Here is a 15,625-nt window from a genome sequence, read left to right on the forward strand (position 1 = left end):
AGACAGGGCAACCCGCCCGGCAAAGACTGCATAACGAGCCGGGGCTCTACGGGCGGGTCAGGGGCGCTGTCCGGAGCCTGGCACGGTCCCGGGGGCCGGCTCCGCGTCCGGGTCCGCGCCGGTCTCCTGGTCGGTCCGCTGGTGCGCGCCGGGCGCCGGGGCGGTGCCCGGCGCCGTGCCGTTCCCGGTGGTGGGGGAACCGGCGGGGACGGAGGGCGATGCCGTACCCGGCTTCTTGCCCTTGTTGGCCTCGGCGACCCACTTCTTCAGGTTCTCCGGGGAGATCTGCTCGTTCCCCTTGGTCGGGAAGATCGATTCGCCGTTGAGCAGCACCGTCGGCGTGCCCCGGAAGCCGCCGTTCCGGAACGCCTCGTTCGACTTGTTCACCCAGCTGTCGTGCGTGCCGTCCTCGACGCAGGCGCGGAACTCGGGGGTGTCGAGTCCCTCGACCTTGCCGGCCAGTTCGAAGAGCTTGGCGTTCTTGGCGAAGGCGTCGTCCGGCTCGGGCGGCTGGTTCTGGTACAGCACGTCGTGGTACGGCGCGAACTTGCCGGCGTCCTGGGCGCAGGCCGCCGCGTTCGCGGCGTTCAGCGAGCCGCTGCCGCCCATGTTGCCGTCGATGATCGTGGCGAGGTGGTACTCGGTCTTGATCTGTCCGGCGTCCTCCAGCTCGTGGATGACGTCCCTGAAGGCGTTCTCGAACTGGGCGCAGGCCGGGCAGCGGAAGTCCTCCCACACCGTGAGCGTGGAGGGGGCGTCGGGCTTGCCCACCTGGATCGCCAGCCGGTCCTCGCCGGTCGCGCCCGTGGGCGCCGCGACGGGGCCGCTGCCGCCACCGCTGTCACCGCCGGTGTTCGCGGCGATGATACCGACGACCGCGGCCAGACCGAGCACACCGACGACGGCGGCCGACACGATCAGCAGCCGCCTGCGCTTGTCCCGGGCCTTCTCCCGCTCGCGTTCCATCTGGAGGCGCTCGCGCGCGCTCCGCTTCCCTGCGCTGTTCTTCTCGCTCACGACCGGCAAACGAACCGGGGAGGCACGTGCGTGCCTCCCCGGTCGACAACCACTCGTACGAGCTACGAAACCCTAGGGGGCACGTCGCACGCCACGGGCGAGTTCGCCCGCCAGTTCCCGTACGGCCGCCAGCCCGGCCCGCTCGTCGGCGGCGTCGAGCATCCGCTTGACGAAGGCCGAGCCGACGATGACGCCGTCCGCGAAGGAGGCGACCTCGGCGGCCTGCTCCGCGTTGGACACGCCCAGGCCGACGCAGACGGGCAGGTCACGGCCGGGCTCCGTGGTGGCGCGGGTGCGGCGGACCAGGTCGGCGGCCTGCTCGCCGACCGACTCGCGGGTGCCCGTGACGCCCATCAGGGACGCCGCGTACACGAAGCCGGAACCGGCCGCGGTGATGGTGGCGAGCCGCTCGTCCCTGCTGCTCGGGGCGACGACGAAGACGGTGGCGAGACCGTGCTTGTCGGCGTGCTCGCGCCACAGGGCGGACTCCTGGACCGGGAGGTCCGGCAGGATGCAGCCGGCGCCGCCGGCCTCCGCGAGCTCGGCGGTGAAGCGCTCGACGCCGTACCGGTCGATCGGGTTCCAGTACGTCATCACCAGGACCGGCTTCCCGGTCGCGTCGAACGCCTCGCGCACCGTGCGCAGCACGTCGGCGATCTTCACACCGCCGCGCAGGGCGATGTCGTCGGCGGTCTGGATGACGGGTCCGTCCAGGACGGGGTCGCTGTGCGGCAGCCCGACCTCGACGATGTCGGCGCCGCCGTCGAAGGCCGCCTTGACCGCCTCGATGCCGCCCTCGACGGTGGGGAAGCCGGCCGGCAGGTAGGCGATGAGCGCGGCCCGGTTCTCGGACGTGGCCCGCGCCAGGGTGTCGCTCAGCAGCTGGATGTTCCCGCTCACTTGGAGTCCCCCTCGGTGGTGTCGTACAGCCCGAAGTAGCGGGCGGCCGTGTCCATGTCCTTGTCGCCGCGCCCGGACAGGTTGACGACGAGCAGGCCGTCGTCGCCGAGCTCCCGCCCGACCTCCAGGGCTCCGGCGAGTGCGTGCGCCGACTCGATGGCCGGGATGATGCCCTCCGTGCGGGACAGCAGGCGCAGCGCCCGCATGGCCGCGTCGTCGGTCACGGCGCGGTACTCGCCGCGGCCGCTGTCCTTGAGGTACGAGTGCTCGGGGCCGATGCCGGGGTAGTCGAGGCCGGCGGAGATGGAGTAGGGCTCGGTGATCTGGCCCTCGTCGTCCTGGAGGACGTAGCTGCGGGAGCCGTGCAGGATGCCCGGCTCGCCGGCGGTCAGCGTGGCCGCGTGCTCGCCGGACTCGACGCCGTGTCCCGCCGGTTCGCAGCCGATGAGGCGGACGCCCTCGTCGGGGATGAACGCGTGGAACAGGCCGATGGCGTTGGAGCCGCCGCCGACGCAGGCGACGGCCGCGTCGGGCAGGCGGCCGGCCCGCTCCAGGATCTGGCGGCGGGCCTCGACGCCGATGACGCGGTGGAAGTCGCGGACCATGGCGGGGAACGGGTGCGGTCCCGCGACCGTGCCGAACAGGTAGTGGGTGTGGTCCACGTTGGCGACCCAGTCGCGGAACGCCTCGTTGATGGCGTCCTTGAGGGTGCGGCTGCCGGACTTCACGGCCACGACCTCGGCGCCGAGCATCCGCATCCGGGCGACGTTGAGGGCCTGCCGCTCGGTGTCGATCTCGCCCATGTAGATGGTGCAGTCGAGGCCGAACAGGGCGCACGCGGTGGCCGTGGCGACGCCGTGCTGGCCGGCGCCGGTCTCGGCGATGACGCGGGTCTTGCCCATCCGCCTGGTGAGCAGGGCCTGCCCCAGCACGTTGTTGATCTTGTGGGAGCCGGTGTGGTTGAGGTCCTCGCGCTTGAGGAAGACACGGGCGCCGCCCGCGTGCTCGGCGAACCGGGGCACCTCGGTGAGGGCGCTCGGTCGGCCGGTGTAGTTCACGAGCAGGTCGTCGAGTTCGGCGGCGAACGACGGGTCGGCCTTGGCCTTGTCGTACTCGACGGCGACCTCGTCCACGGCGGCGACGAGCGCCTCCGGGATGAACTTGCCGCCGTAGGCGCCGAAGTAGCCATCGGCGTTCGGCACCTGGCCTGCGGGATCGGGAACGAAGAACTCGCTGGGCATACGAATGCTCCTCACGGGGGCGGTCACCCCCGGGATGTCTCGGCTGACGGTGATCACGGTATGCGCCGTCACCACCGGATCGCGCCCGCAGCGGAGCACCTTCCCTCTGGGCCGAAAGTCGCAGGCCGAAGAGGGGTCAGGGCGAGTGGCGGGCCGTTACCGGCGGTGGTGGGAGCGCATGGAGCGGGCGCGCCATCGCATGCCGTTGACCTGGCCCGGTTCGTCGCCGATGACATAGCGGACGCGCCGTCCGTGCACGCGTCGTGCCGGGGCGCGGCAGCCGCGCGGGCGGCAGCCGCGGGCCAGACCCGCGTACGCCTCGGGGGGTGTCGCCGCGGTGGCGGCGAGCGTGACCGCCGGGTACGCGCGCGTGGCCGCGGCCGACGCGCCGGCCGGGCGCGGCGGCGTCCGGTGCGGCGTCGGGGCGGTGGCGCGGGCGGCGGTCATGGCGGGGGTCAGTCCCGTCCGTGCCGGAGGGCCGGGTGGGCGCCGGCGGCGACGAGATCGGCGACGGCGGCCTTGGGGTCGCGGCCGGTGACGAGGGACTCGCCGACGAGCACGGCGTCGGCGCCCGCGTTGGCGTAGGCGATCAGGTCGTGCGGGCCGCGGATGCCGGATTCGGCGATCTTGACGATCCCGGCGGGGATCTCGGGGACGACCCGCTCGAACGTGGAGCGGTCCACCTTCAGGGTCTTCAGGTCGCGGGCGTTGACGCCGATGACCCGGGCGCCGGCGTCGACGGCACGGTCGACCTCCTCCTCGTCGTGCACCTCGACCAGGGGGGTGAGACCGATGGACTCGGCACGCTCGATCAGCGACACCAGGGCGGGCTGCTCCAGCGCGGCGACGATCAGCAGGGCGAGGTCGGCGCCGTACGCCCTGGCCTCCCAGAGCTGGTACGCCGTGACGATGAAGTCCTTGCGGAGGACGGGGATGTCCACGCGCGCGCGGACGGCCTCCAGGTCGGCGAGGGAGCCGCCGAAGCGCCGCTGCTCGGTGAGGACGGAGATGACGGCCGCGCCGCCCGCCTCGTAGTCGGCGGCGAGTCCGGCGGGGTCGGCGATCGCGGCGAGGGCGCCCTTGGAGGGGCTGGAGCGCTTGACTTCGCAGATGACCTTGACGCCGTCACCGCGCAGTGCGGCGGCGCCGTCCTTCGCCTGGGGCGCCTTGGCGGCCCGCTCCTTGAGCTCGTCGAGGGACACCCGCGCCTGTCGCTCTGCGAGGTCGGCGCGCACGCCGTCGATGATCTCGTCGAGCACACTCACGCGAGAGGCCCCCTTCCGGGACGGTGATGTTGGATCAAGCCAGTCACCTCGATGGTATCCGGAGGTCGGCCGAGTGTCCGCATCCGGCCGACGACACAGCGTCCGACCTGCGGTTATCACGGAGCGATCATGGACCCGAACGGGAGGTTCCGGACCACGGTGAAGATCACGAGCAGAGCGCCGAACGCCCACCACCAGGCGGCGGAGAGCGTCACCCGCACGGGCAGGCCGCGCACCGCGCGTACCAGCCAGAGGACCATCAGGACGGCGAAGAGGCCGTATCCGGCCACGGCGACGGCGTTGGCGCCGACGGCGGTGCCGAGGTCGCCGTGGATGAACGCGTGGGCGCTGCGCAGCCCTCCGCAGCCGGGGCAGTAGAGGCCCGTGAAGCGCAGGAGGGGGCAGACGGGGTAGTGGCCGGGTTCGTTGGGGTCGACTGCGCCGACGTACGCGAAGGCCGCCGCGACCACCGTGAGGGTGCCCACGGGCGCGCTGAGGCGCCGGAGGAGGGAGGCCGGCGCGGGGGGCGGCGGCGGGAAGGCGGCAGCGGGGGCGGGGCGGTGTGCGGCGGATTCAGGCATGGCGTCCACCCGGTCGATTGTGTCCGGTCGTACGGAGAGGCGCAGCGCGACCGTGCGGCGAGGCGCGGTCCGGCGCGTACGGCGACGCGGGTCCGGTTCGCACGGCGGGACGCGTACGGCGACGCGGGTCCGGCCTCGCACGGCGGGAGGCGTACGGCGACGCGGGTCCGGCCTCGCACGGCGGGACGCGTCCGGGGCGTACGGGCGGGGCGCGTACGGCGGGACGCGTCCGGGGCGTACGGGCGGGGCGCGTACGGCGTATACGGCGAGGCGCGGTCCGGTCGGTGCCGGACCGCGCCTCGTGAAGCCGCTGACGAGAGGTCAGGAGGCGGCCTGGGCCCGGCCGGCCTCCGCGCGGGCCTTGACGACCTCGGCGGACTCCTTCGGCATGCCGAGTCCTGCGGCCTTCATGGCCAGACCGACGACACCGCCGAGGAGGACCACGCCCATGCCGGCCCAGAAGCCGAGCGGGTTGGCGGCCACCATGAAGACACCGGCGACGCAGAAGCCGATGAAGGCGATGGTGACACCGGTCCAGGCGGCCGGGGTGTGTCCGTGGGCGCTGCCCGCCATGAGTTGCTCCTCGTTGAATGTCGCTCTGTGGTGAGGCCCCGCTGTGTGCGGACGCTCGTCGTCATTGTCCCGCACGCGCGCGTGCGACGTGATGTCGGGGGTCGTGCCTCGCGCGTCGGCCCGTGGGGGCCGGGTGGAGTCACCCGTCGCGGGTCGGGTCGTCGCCGCGGTCGAGGGCCTTCCACAGGTCCTCGGGCCGGTCGGGGTCGGTGGCGGGACGCGCCGCACGCGCGCGGGGGCCGCCGTCGCGCTCGTAGCGGCCGGACATGGCGGGCCAGGCGCGGCCGTAGCGGAGGGCCAGGAGTCCGGCGGCGAGGATGAGGACGCCCGCCGCGGTCGTGACGTAGGGCCACGGCGTCTGGGTGATCTCGCCGACGCGTGCGGCGGCGTCGCCGGTGGTGCGGGCTGCCAGCTCGTCGAGGGCGGCGCTGTCGCCCGCGCCCAGGAGGGCGGAGAGGGCCGCGCCCGCGCCGCTGAGCGCGAGCAGCAGGGACACCACGAGGCGGCCGGTGCCGCGCACCGCGAAGACGGCGACGAGGGCCGCAAGGCCGACCACCGCGAGCGCGGTCGGCAGACCGGTGACATCGCCGCCCGTGGCGTCCAGCCGTACGCTGCCGCCGCCGACCGCGACGGTGCCCTCGGTCCATGTCTGGCCGGACGAGAGGAGGACGACGGCGGCTCCGGCGGCGCCGAGGAACAGGGCCGCGGCGAGGCTGCGGCGACCGCCCGCGGCGGCCGCCGTCCGGTCCGCTCGGGCGGCGCGGGGCTGGGGTACGGATGCGGCACTCACGTACCCCACTATCCCTTATGCCGTCATGCCTGGTTCATCCGGTTGGCGGTGTGGACGGCACGCAGCACCGCGGCGGCCTTGTTGCGGCATTCGGTGTCCTCGGCGACCGGGTCGGAGTCGGCGACGACACCGGCTCCGGCCTGCACGTACGCGGTGCCGTCGCGGAGGAGCGCGGTGCGGATGGCGATGGCCGTGTCGGAGTCGCCCGCGAAGTCGAGGTAGCCGACGGCACCGCCGTACAGGCCCCGCCTGGCGGGTTCCAGCTCCTCGATGATCTGCATCGCGCGCGGCTTGGGGGCGCCCGAGAGCGTCCCGGCGGGGAAGCAGGCGGTCAGCACGTCGAACGCGGTGCGGCCGTCGGCGACGCGGCCGGTGACGGTCGACACGATGTGCATCACGTGCGAGTACCGCTCGATGGACATGAAGTCGACGACCTCGACGGAGCCCGGCTCGCAGACGCGGCCCAGGTCGTTGCGGCCGAGGTCGACGAGCATCAGGTGCTCGGCGCGCTCCTTGGGGTCGGCGAGGAGTTCGTCGGCGAGGGCCTGGTCCTCCTGCGGCGTCGCCCCGCGCGGGCGGGTGCCGGCGATGGGGTGGACCATCGCGCGCCCGTCCTCGACCTTGACCAGCGCTTCGGGGCTGGAGCCGACGACGTCGAAGCCGTCGAAGCGGAACAGGTACATGTAGGGGGACGGATTGGTGGCGCGCAGGACCCGGTAGACGTCGAGGGCGCTCGCCGTGCAGGGGGTCTCGAACCGCTGCGAGGGCACCACCTGGAACGCCTCGCCCGCGCGGATGCGCTCCTTGATGTCCTCGACGGCGTCCTGGTAGGCGGAGCCTCCCCAGAGCGCGGTGTACGGGGGCAGTTCGGAGGGCGGCAGGGCGGCGGGTACCGACCGGACGGGCTCGGACAGGTCCGCCTGCATCGCGTCGAGGCGGGCGACGGCGTCCGCGTACGCCTCGTCGACGCCGGTGTCCAGGTCGTTGTGGTTGATCGCGTTGGCGATCAGCAGGACCGTGCCGTCCCCGTGGTCGAGGACGGCGAGGTCCGAGGTGAGCAGCATCGTCAGCTCGGGCAGCCGGAGGTCGTCGGTGCCGTGGTCGCCGATGCGCTCCAGCCGGCGCACGATGTCGTAGCCGAGGTAGCCGACCATGCCGCCGGTGAAGGGCGGCATCCCGGAGGCGAGGTCGCGGGGGGTGTGCAGGGCGTCCACGGTGGCGCGCAGGGCCTGCAGGGGGTCGCCGTCGACGGGGACGCCGACCGGCGGGGTGCCGAGCCAGTGGGCGGCGCCGTCGCGCGCGGTGAGCGTCGCGGAGCTGCGGACGCCGATGAACGAGTACCGCGACCAGGAGCCGAGACCGTTCTCGGCGGACTCCAGCAGGAACGTCCCGGGGCGTTCGGCGGCGAGCTTGCGGTACAGACCGACCGGGGTGTCGCCGTCCGCAAGGAGGCGGCGGCTGACCGGGATGACGCGGCGGTCGGCCGCCAGCTTGCGGAAGGTGTCGAGATCCATGGCGCCAGACCCTACTGGTTGGAAAGTGCCGGCCCGAGGGGCAGGACGTCGGCGTCGAAGCAGGTCCGGGCGCCGGTGTGGCAGGCGGCCCCGGTCTGGTCGACCTTCACGAGGACGGTGTCGGCGTCGCAGTCGAGGGCGACGGACTTCACCCGCTGGACGTGACCGGACGTGTCGCCCTTGACCCAGTACTCCTGGCGGCTGCGGGACCAGTAGGTGCAGCGGCCGGTGGTGAGGGTGCGGTGGAGGGCCTCGTCGTCCATCCAGCCCAGCATGAGCACCTCACCGGTGTCGTACTGCTGTGCGATGGCCGGGACCAGCCCGTCGGGGCTGCGCTTGAGACGGGCGGCGATGGCCGGGTCAAGGTTGCTGGTCATGACGCCATTGTGCCGCGCGCCCGGGCGCCGTCCGCCGGGCGTCCACTGGGCGGACCGGCCCGCACCGCCGTACCCTGGCGGTCATGTCGACCCATGCCAAGCGTGAACGACTTCTGCTCGCCGATCTGTTGGAAGCCGCGGGCCCGGACGCCCTGACCCTGTGCGACGGCTGGAAGACGCGGGACCTCGCGGCCCATGTCGTCGTGCGCGAGCGCCGGCCGGACGCGGCCGCCGGGGTACTGCTGCCGGCGCTGCGCGACCGGCTGGAGCGGGTGCAGGCCGAGTTCGCCGCCAAGCCGTACGAGGAACTGATCCAGCTCATCCGGACGGGGCCGCCGAAGCTGTCCCCGTTCTCGATCAAACAGGTGGACGAGGGCGCGAACACCGTCGAGTTCTTCGTGCACGCGGAGGACGTCCGGCGCGCGCAGCCGGACTGGTCGCCGCGCCAGCTGGACCCGGTGTTCGCGGACGCGCTCTGGGCGCGGCTGGAGAAGGTGGCGCGGGTGCTGGGCCGGCGGGCGCCGGTGGGCCTGGTGCTGCGCCGTCCGAACGGCCAGACAGCGGTCGGGCACCGGGGGACGCCGGTGGTGACGGTGACCGGGGAGCCGGGCGAGCTGACGCTGTTCGCCCACGGCCGGCAGGACGCGGCGCGGGTCGAGCTCGACGGCGACAAGGAGGCGGTGACGCGCCTGCACGACGCGCGTCTCGGCATCGAGTAGGGCAGCCGGTCCTCGGGCCGGAGGGACTCCCGCCTGGTGGGCCCCGCGGGGGTCTCTGCGGGTCCGTACGGGCGCGGGGTCTCTCCGGGGGCGGTACCGGCACGGAGTCCCGCCGGGTGGGACCGGCGGGGGTCTCTGCGGGTCCGTACGGGCGCGGGGTCTCTCCGGGGTCAGTACCGGCACGGAGTCCCGCCGAGTGGGACGGGCGCGGGGTCTCTCCGGGGGCCGTTGTCGGTGGCGGCGGGCATGATCGGACGTACGCACCCCCCGGAGAGGACGCCCATGATCAAGATCGCGATGACCAGCGTCTACGTGGACGACGAGCAGCGGGCCCACGCCTTCTACACGGAGGTGCTGGGGTTCGAGACCCGTACCCGTATCGACCTCGGCGAGGCCCTGTTCATCACCGTCGGCGCTCCCGGTCAGGACGTCGAACTGCTGCTGGAGCCCGGCGACAGCCCCATCGCGCGGCAGTACACCAAGGGGCTGCGCGACGCGGGGCTGCCGTGCATCGTCTTCGGCGTGGACGATCTGCGTGCCGAGTACGAGCGGCTCACGGGCCTCGGCGTGGAGTTCACCCAGGGGCCGACCGAGCAGGGCCCCGTGCTGACGGCCGTACTGGACGACACCGTCGGCAACCTGGTCCAGCTCGCCCAGCCCCTGGGCTGACGCGCCGCCGCCCGGTCGTGGTGTCAGCGCACCGGGTGACCGGACTCGCGCAGGGCGCCCTTGACCTGGGGGATCCGCAGGTCGCCGAAGTGGAAGACGGACGCCGCGAGGACCGCGTCCGCGCCCGCGTCGATCGCCGGGGCGAAGTCCGCGAGCCTGCCGGCGCCGCCGGAGGCGATCACCGGGACGGTGACGTGCGCGCGTACGGCCGCGATCATCTCCGTGTCGTAGCCGTCCTTGGTGCCGTCCGCGTCCATCGAGTTGAGCAGGATCTCGCCCGCGCCCAGCTCGGCGGCCCGGTGGGCCCATTCGACGGCGTCCAGGCCCGTGCCGCGGCGGCCGCCGTGGGTCGTGACCTCGAAGCCGGACGGGGTGGTGGTGCCCTCCGGGCAGCGGCGGGCGTCCACCGAGAGGACGAGGACCTGGCGGCCGAACCGCTCGGCGATCTCCCGGATGAGCTCGGGCCTGGCGATCGCGGCCGTGTTGACGCCGACCTTGTCCGCGCCCGCGCGCAGCAGCTTGTCGACGTCTTCGGCGCTGCGGACGCCTCCGCCGACGGTCAGCGGGATGAAGACCTGCTCGGCGGTGCGGCGCACCACGTCGTAGGTGGTCTCCCGGTCGCCGGACGACGCGGTGATGTCGAGGAAGGTCAGCTCGTCGGCGCCCTCGGCGTCGTAGAGCTTGGCCATCTCGACGGGGTCGCCCGCGTCGCGCAGGTTCTGGAAGTTGACTCCCTTGACGACGCGGCCGTTGTCCACGTCCAGGCAGGGGATGACGCGTACGGCGAGTGTCATGCCGTGCCTCCTCGGTAGGCCTCCACCTCGACCTCGACCACCAGACGCGGGTCGACGAAGCCGGAGACGATGAGCATCGACGCGGCGGGCCGGACCGCGTCGAACAGCTCCTTGTGCGCGCGGCCGACCTCGTCCACGTCCCGGGCGTGGGTGAGGTACATGCGGGTGCGCACCACGTCGGCCGGGGTGAGGCCGAGCTGCTTCAGCGCGTCGAAGGCCACGGTGAACGCGTTGACCGTCTGCTCATAGGGGCCGCCGTCGGCGATCTGCCCGTCGACGACGGAGGTGCAGCCGGACACCAGGACGAGACCGGTCGGCAGCTCCACAGCGCGGGCGTAGCCGAACTGCTCCTCCCAGGGCGCCCCGGTGACCACCCGGCGTACGGAACCGGTCATGCGTCCACCGCCGCGAGCGCCTCTTCCAGGGTGAACGCCTTCGCGTACAGCGCCTTGCCGACGATCGCGCCCTCCACGCCCTGGGGAACCAGCGCGGCGATCGCCCGCAGGTCGTCCAGGGACGAGACGCCGCCGGAGGCGACGACCGGCTTGTCGGTGGCGGCGCAGACGTTGCGGAGCAGCTCCAGGTTGGGGCCCTGGAGGGTGCCGTCCTTGGCGATGTCGGTGACCACGTACCGGGCGCAGCCCTCCGAGTCGAGGCGGGCCAGCGTCTCGTACAGGTCGCCGCCGTCACGGGTCCAGCCGCGGCCGCGCAGCGTCGTACCGCGCACGTCGAGGCCGACCGCGATCTTGTCGCCGTGCTCGGCGATGACCTTGGCGACCCACTCGGGGGTCTCCAGCGCGGCGGTGCCCAGGTTGACGCGGGTGCAGCCGGTGGCGAGGGCGGCCGCGAGCGACGCGTCGTCGCGGATGCCGCCGGACAGCTCCACCTTGATGTCCATGGCGCCCGCGACCTCGGCGATCAGGTCGCGGTTGTCGCCGGTGCCGAACGCGGCGTCGAGGTCGACCAGGTGCAGCCACTCGGCGCCCGCGCGCTGCCAGGTCAGGGCCGCCTCCAGCGGAGAGCCGTACGACGTCTCCGTACCAGACTCGCCATGGACGAGCCGTACGGCCTGGCCGTCCCGGACGTCGACGGCGGGGAGGAGTTCGAGCTTGCTCATCTCAGCGGGTCCTCGGTCTAGAGCTAGAAGGAGCGGGAAGGCGGTCGGCGGCGGCCGGCGGCCGGCGGTCGGCTAGAAGGTCTTGAGCCAGTTGGTCAGCAGCTGGGCGCCGGCGTCGCCGGACTTCTCGGGGTGGAACTGGGTGGCCCACAGGGCGCCGTTCTCGACCGCCGCGACGAACCGCTCGCCGTGCGTGGCCCAGGTGACGCGCGGCTCGCGCATGGCGGCGTTGGTGACCTGCAGGCTCCAGTCGTGCACGGCGTAGGAGTGCACGAAGTAGAACCGGGCGTCGGCGTCGAGGCCGGCGAAGAGCTCGCTGTCCTCGGGCGCCTCGACGGTGTTCCAGCCCATGTGGGGGACGACGGGGGCCTTGAGCGGGCCGACCGTGCCGGGCCACTCGTCCAGGCCCTCGGTCTCCACGCCGTGTTCGATGCCGCGCTCGAAGAGGATCTGCATGCCGACGCAGATGCCCATGACGGGACGGCCGCCGGACAGCCTGCGGTCGATGATCCAGTCACCGCGGGCGGCCTTCAGGCCCGTCATGCAGGCGGAGAAGGCGCCGACGCCGGGCACGAGCAGCCCGTCGGCGTTCATGGCCGTGTCGAAGTCGCGGGTGATCTCGACATCGGCGCCGACCCGGGCCAGTGCGCGCTCGGCGGAGCGGATGTTGCCGAATCCGTAGTCGAAGACGACGACGTTCTTGGTAGCGGTCATTCCCAGATCCCCTGAATCCTCAGGACGCCGGCCAGCAGGCACATCGCGGAGGCGACGGCCAGCAGGACGACGACGCCCTTCGGCATCTGCTGCTTGGAGAAGGAGTACACGCCACCGGCGAGGAACAGCCCGACGACGATCAGGATCGTGGACAGCCCGGTCACAGGGCGCCCTTGGTGGACGGGAGGATCCCGGCGGCGCGCGGGTCGCGCTCGGAGGCGTACCGCAGGGCCCGTGCGAGGGCCTTGAACTGGCACTCCACGATGTGGTGCGCGTTGCGCCCGTACGGCACGTGGACGTGCAGGGCGATCTGCGCCTGGGCGACGAAGGACTCCAGGATGTGCCGGGTCATCGTCGTGTCGTAGCTGCCGATCATCGGCGCCATGTTCTCGGGCTCGGTGTGCACGAGGTAGGGGCGGCCGGAGAGGTCGACGGTGACCTGGGCGAGCGACTCGTCCAGGGGCACGGTGCAGTTGCCGAACCGGTAGATGCCGACCTTGTCGCCGAGGGCCTGCTTGAACGCGGCGCCGAGCGCGAGGGCGGTGTCCTCGATGGTGTGGTGCGAGTCGATGTGCAGGTCGCCGTCGGTCTTGACCGTGAGGTCGAACAGCCCGTGGCGGCCGAGCTGGTCGAGCATGTGGTCGTAGAAGCCGACGCCGGTGGCGACGTCGACCTTGCCGGTGCCGTCGAGGTCGATCTCCACGACGACGGATGTTTCCTTGGTGGTGCGCTCGACCCGGCCTACGCGGCTCATGAGCTCTCCTTCTTGATCGCGCGAACCGCATCGAGGAACGCGTCGTTCTCCTCGGGCGTGCCGGCGGTCACCCGCAGCCAGCCCGGTACTCCGTTGTCACGGACCAGGACGCCCTGGTCGAGGATCCGCTGCCAGACCGCGTGGGCGTCCTCGAACAGACCGAACTGGACGAAGTTCGCGTCCGAATCGGTGACCTCGTAGCCGATGGCGCGCAGCTCGGTGACCAGGCGGTCACGTTCGGTCTTCAGCTGTTCGACGTACGCCAGCAGCGTATCGGTGTGTTCGAGCGCGGCGAGCGCGGTGGCCTGGGTGACGGCCGACAGGTGGTAGGGCAGGCGGACCAGCTGGACGGCGTCGACCACGGCCGGGTGGGCGGCCAGGTAGCCCAGGCGCAGGCCCGCGGCGCCGAACGCCTTGGACATGGTCCGGGAGATCACCAGGTGCGGGCGGCCCTCGATGAGCGGCAGCAGGGAGGGCCGGTGGCTGAACTCGACGTACGCCTCGTCCACGACCACCAGGGACGGCTTGGCGGCCTGTGCCGCCTCGTACAGCGCGAGGACGGTCTCGGCGTCCACGGCGGTGCCGGTGGGGTTGTTGGGCGAGGTGATGAAGACGACGTCGGGCCGGTGCCGGGCGATGGCGTCGGTGGCGGCGGGCACGTCGAGGCCGAAGTCGTCGCGGCGGGGGCCGGAGATCCAGCCGGTTCCGGTGCCGCGCGAGATCAGGCCGTGCATGGAGTACGACGGCTCGAAGCCCATCGCGATGCGTCCGGGGCCGCCGAAGGTCTGGAGGAGCTGCTGGAGGACCTCGTTGGAGCCGTTGGCCGCCCACACGCCGGCCGGGCGGACCTCATGGCCGGTGGTGCGGGTGAGGTAGCGGGCGAGCTCGGTGCGGAGTTCGACGGCGTCGCGGTCGGGGTAGCGGTTGAGGGACCTGGCGGCCTCCCGGACGCGCTCGGCGATCCGCTCGACGAGCGGTTCGGGCAGCGGGTACGGGTTCTCGTTGGTGTTCAGGCGTACGGGCACGTCGAGCTGGGGGGCGCCGTACGGGGACTTGCCGCGCAGCTCGTCGCGGATGGGCAGGTCGTCGATGCGCACGTCGGTCACCGCTGCGGCACCTTCCAGTCGAACCTGGCCTTCATGGCGGCGCCGTGCGCGGGCAGGTCCTCCGCCTCGGCGAGGGTCACCACGTGCCGGGTGACATCGGCGAGGGCGTCGCGCGTGTAGTCCACGATGTGGATGCCGCGCAGGAAGGACTGGACGGACAGGCCCGAGGAGTGGCAGGCGCAGCCGCCGGTGGGCAGGACGTGGTTGGAGCCGGCGCAGTAGTCGCCGAGGGAGACCGGCGACCAGGGGCCGACGAAGATCGCGCCCGCGTTGCGGACGCGCTGCGCGACGGCGGCGGCGTCGGCGGTCTGGATCTCCAGGTGCTCGGCGCCGTAGGCGTCGACCACGCGGAGGCCCTCCTCCAGGCCGTCGACGAGGACGATCGCGGACTGCCGGCCGCGCAGGGCGGGCAGGATGCGGTCCTCGACGTGCTTGGTGGCGGCGATCTGCGGCTCCAGCTCCCGCTCCACGGCGTCGGCGAGCTCGACGGAGTCGGTGACCAGGACGGCGGCGGCGAGCGGGTCGTGCTCGGCCTGGCTGATCAGGTCGGCGGCGACGTGCACCGGGTCGGCGGTCGCGTCGGCGAGGATGGCGATCTCGGTCGGGCCGGCCTCGGCGTCGATGCCGATCCTGCCGGTGAAGTACCGCTTGGCGGCGGCGACCCAGATGTTGCCGGGTCCGGTGACCATGTTGGCGGGCGGGCAGGACTCGGTGCCGTACGCGAACATCGCGACGGCGGTCGCGCCGCCGGCGGCGTACACCTCGTCGACGCCGAGCAGCGCGCACGCGGCGAGGATCGTCGGGTGCGGCAGACCGCCGTGCTCCTTCTGCGCCGGAGAGGCGAGGGCGATCGACTCGACGCCCGCCTCCTGCGCCGGGACGACGTTCATGATCACGGACGAGGGGTAGACGGACCGGCCGCCGGGCGCGTACAGACCGACCCGGTCGACCGGCACCCACTTCTCGGTGACCGTGCCGCCGGGCACGACCTGGGTGGTGTGCGGGGAGCGGCGCTGCTCGCGGTGGACGATCCGGGCGCGCCGGATGGACTCCTCCAGGCCCGCGCGCACGGCGGGGTCCAGCTCGTCCAGGGCGCGGGTGAGGGCGGCGGCCGGGACCCGCACCTGGTCCAGGGTGACGCCGTCGAACCGCTCGGCGTAGTCGATCAGCGCCGCGTCGCCCCGATGATGCACGGCCTCGCAGATGGGCCGCACCTTCTCCAGGGCGGCCTCCACGTCGAACTCGGCACGGGGCAGCAGGTCGCGCAGAGCGCCGCCCTGGGGAAGAGCGTCGCCGCGCAGATCGATTCGGGCCAGAGAGATAAGTCGCAGCACAGGTCAATTCTCGCAGACGGTTTCCCGCCGCCGGGCGCCCGTATCACTGGCTGATACACGCCACGGCACGTCTTTCGTGTCACACCTGACCGTTAGCGTTCAGTTGGTCACTCAGCGGGAAGAACATCCGTACGAACGCGCAAGCGAGGGGGAGCGGCAG

The 15,625-nt window shown here is 72.8% G+C and carries 20 protein-coding genes; 2 read left to right on the forward strand and 18 right to left on the reverse strand.

The genetic code is table 11. The features are described from left to right. Positions 1–57: 57 nt before the first annotated feature. The 10 genes from ACGF5U_RS01220 to hisI all read right to left on the reverse strand — a co-directional run bounded on the left by ACGF5U_RS01220 (position 58) and on the right by hisI (position 8,258). The gene (locus ACGF5U_RS01220; RefSeq protein WP_392714035.1) at positions 58–1,017 is read right to left on the reverse strand and encodes a DsbA family protein; all 960 of its coding nucleotides are present in this window, start codon (positions 1,015–1,017) and stop codon (positions 58–60) included. A gap of 72 nt (positions 1,018–1,089) precedes the next feature. Then, positions 1,090–1,917 (reverse strand): tryptophan synthase subunit alpha, encoded by an 828-nt coding sequence (gene trpA / locus ACGF5U_RS01225; protein WP_392714033.1) that lies wholly within the window; start codon positions 1,915–1,917, stop codon positions 1,090–1,092. Beyond that, on the reverse strand, positions 1,914–3,158 hold the full coding sequence (gene trpB, locus ACGF5U_RS01230; RefSeq protein ID WP_392714031.1) for a tryptophan synthase subunit beta: 1,245 nt from the start codon (positions 3,156–3,158) through the stop codon (positions 1,914–1,916). Before trpB ends, trpA begins: the two co-directional genes overlap by 4 nt. A 156-nt stretch (positions 3,159–3,314) precedes the next feature. Then, positions 3,315–3,605 (reverse strand): tryptophan biosynthesis modulator TrpM, encoded by a 291-nt coding sequence (gene trpM / locus ACGF5U_RS01235; RefSeq protein ID WP_392714027.1) that lies wholly within the window; start codon positions 3,603–3,605, stop codon positions 3,315–3,317. Positions 3,606–3,613: 8 nt separating this feature from the next. Further along, the gene (gene trpC / locus ACGF5U_RS01240; RefSeq protein ID WP_392714026.1) at positions 3,614–4,423 is read right to left on the reverse strand and encodes an indole-3-glycerol phosphate synthase TrpC; all 810 of its coding nucleotides are present in this window, start codon (positions 4,421–4,423) and stop codon (positions 3,614–3,616) included. A gap of 116 nt (positions 4,424–4,539) precedes the next feature. After that, the gene (locus ACGF5U_RS01245; RefSeq protein WP_392714402.1) at positions 4,540–5,004 is read right to left on the reverse strand and encodes a DUF2752 domain-containing protein; all 465 of its coding nucleotides are present in this window, start codon (positions 5,002–5,004) and stop codon (positions 4,540–4,542) included. Positions 5,005–5,325: 321 nt separating this feature from the next. Next, positions 5,326–5,577 (reverse strand): HGxxPAAW family protein, encoded by a 252-nt coding sequence (locus ACGF5U_RS01250; protein WP_392714024.1) that lies wholly within the window; start codon positions 5,575–5,577, stop codon positions 5,326–5,328. 139 nt (positions 5,578–5,716) lie between these two features. After that, positions 5,717–6,376, reverse strand: coding sequence for a TIGR02234 family membrane protein (locus ACGF5U_RS01255; protein ID WP_392714022.1), 660 nt, complete (start codon positions 6,374–6,376; stop codon positions 5,717–5,719). A 14-nt stretch (positions 6,377–6,390) separates the two neighbouring features. Further along, a complete protein-coding gene (locus tag ACGF5U_RS01260; RefSeq protein WP_392714021.1) occupies positions 6,391–7,881 on the reverse strand; it encodes an anthranilate synthase component I in 1,491 nt (496 codons plus the stop codon). An 11-nt stretch (positions 7,882–7,892) separates the two neighbouring features. Beyond that, a complete protein-coding gene (gene hisI / locus ACGF5U_RS01265; RefSeq protein ID WP_392714019.1) occupies positions 7,893–8,258 on the reverse strand; it encodes a phosphoribosyl-AMP cyclohydrolase in 366 nt (121 codons plus the stop codon). 83 nt (positions 8,259–8,341) lie between these two features. Here hisI and ACGF5U_RS01270 point away from each other — a divergent pair, with 83 nt between their 5' ends. Together ACGF5U_RS01270 and ACGF5U_RS01275 are read left to right on the forward strand one after the other, a co-directional pair. Continuing rightward, positions 8,342–8,977: a TIGR03085 family metal-binding protein gene (locus ACGF5U_RS01270; protein WP_392714017.1), complete on the forward strand. Its 636-nt coding sequence runs from the start codon at positions 8,342–8,344 to the stop codon at positions 8,975–8,977. A 282-nt stretch (positions 8,978–9,259) separates the two neighbouring features. Further along, the gene (locus ACGF5U_RS01275) at positions 9,260–9,646 is read left to right on the forward strand and encodes a VOC family protein (RefSeq protein ID WP_392714015.1); all 387 of its coding nucleotides are present in this window, start codon (positions 9,260–9,262) and stop codon (positions 9,644–9,646) included. 23 nt (positions 9,647–9,669) lie between these two features. Here the strand turns inward: ACGF5U_RS01275 and hisF are convergent, their stop codons facing one another. The 8 genes from hisF to hisD all read right to left on the reverse strand — a co-directional run bounded on the left by hisF (position 9,670) and on the right by hisD (position 15,462). Next, complete coding sequence (gene hisF / locus ACGF5U_RS01280; RefSeq protein WP_392714013.1) at positions 9,670–10,440, reverse strand: imidazole glycerol phosphate synthase subunit HisF; 771 nt, start codon at positions 10,438–10,440, stop codon at positions 9,670–9,672. Further along, the gene (locus tag ACGF5U_RS01285; RefSeq protein ID WP_392714012.1) at positions 10,437–10,835 is read right to left on the reverse strand and encodes a RidA family protein; all 399 of its coding nucleotides are present in this window, start codon (positions 10,833–10,835) and stop codon (positions 10,437–10,439) included. Before ACGF5U_RS01285 ends, hisF begins: the two co-directional genes overlap by 4 nt. After that, a complete protein-coding gene (gene priA / locus ACGF5U_RS01290; protein WP_392714010.1) occupies positions 10,832–11,557 on the reverse strand; it encodes a bifunctional 1-(5-phosphoribosyl)-5-((5-phosphoribosylamino)methylideneamino)imidazole-4-carboxamide isomerase/phosphoribosylanthranilate isomerase PriA in 726 nt (241 codons plus the stop codon). The genes ACGF5U_RS01285 and priA overlap by 4 nt, the downstream gene beginning before the upstream one ends. Positions 11,558–11,629: 72 nt before the next feature. After that, entirely contained in the window at positions 11,630–12,271 is a 642-nt protein-coding gene (gene hisH / locus ACGF5U_RS01295; RefSeq protein ID WP_392714008.1) for an imidazole glycerol phosphate synthase subunit HisH, read from the reverse strand. Beyond that, positions 12,268–12,435 (reverse strand): hypothetical protein, encoded by a 168-nt coding sequence (locus ACGF5U_RS01300; RefSeq protein ID WP_392714007.1) that lies wholly within the window; start codon positions 12,433–12,435, stop codon positions 12,268–12,270. The genes hisH and ACGF5U_RS01300 overlap by 4 nt, the downstream gene beginning before the upstream one ends. Further along, positions 12,432–13,025 (reverse strand): imidazoleglycerol-phosphate dehydratase HisB, encoded by a 594-nt coding sequence (gene hisB / locus ACGF5U_RS01305; protein WP_058941846.1) that lies wholly within the window; start codon positions 13,023–13,025, stop codon positions 12,432–12,434. Before hisB ends, ACGF5U_RS01300 begins: the two co-directional genes overlap by 4 nt. After that, positions 13,022–14,131, reverse strand: coding sequence for a histidinol-phosphate transaminase (locus ACGF5U_RS01310; protein WP_392714006.1), 1,110 nt, complete (start codon positions 14,129–14,131; stop codon positions 13,022–13,024). Before ACGF5U_RS01310 ends, hisB begins: the two co-directional genes overlap by 4 nt. Beyond that, positions 14,128–15,462, reverse strand: a complete 1,335-nt coding sequence (gene hisD, locus ACGF5U_RS01315; protein ID WP_392714401.1) for a histidinol dehydrogenase — start codon at positions 15,460–15,462, stop codon at positions 14,128–14,130. The genes ACGF5U_RS01310 and hisD overlap by 4 nt, the downstream gene beginning before the upstream one ends. Positions 15,463–15,625 lie beyond the last annotated feature (163 nt).

The organism is Streptomyces sp. NPDC047886 (assembly GCF_043204435.1).
Classification (GTDB): domain Bacteria; phylum Actinomycetota; class Actinomycetes; order Streptomycetales; family Streptomycetaceae; genus Streptomyces.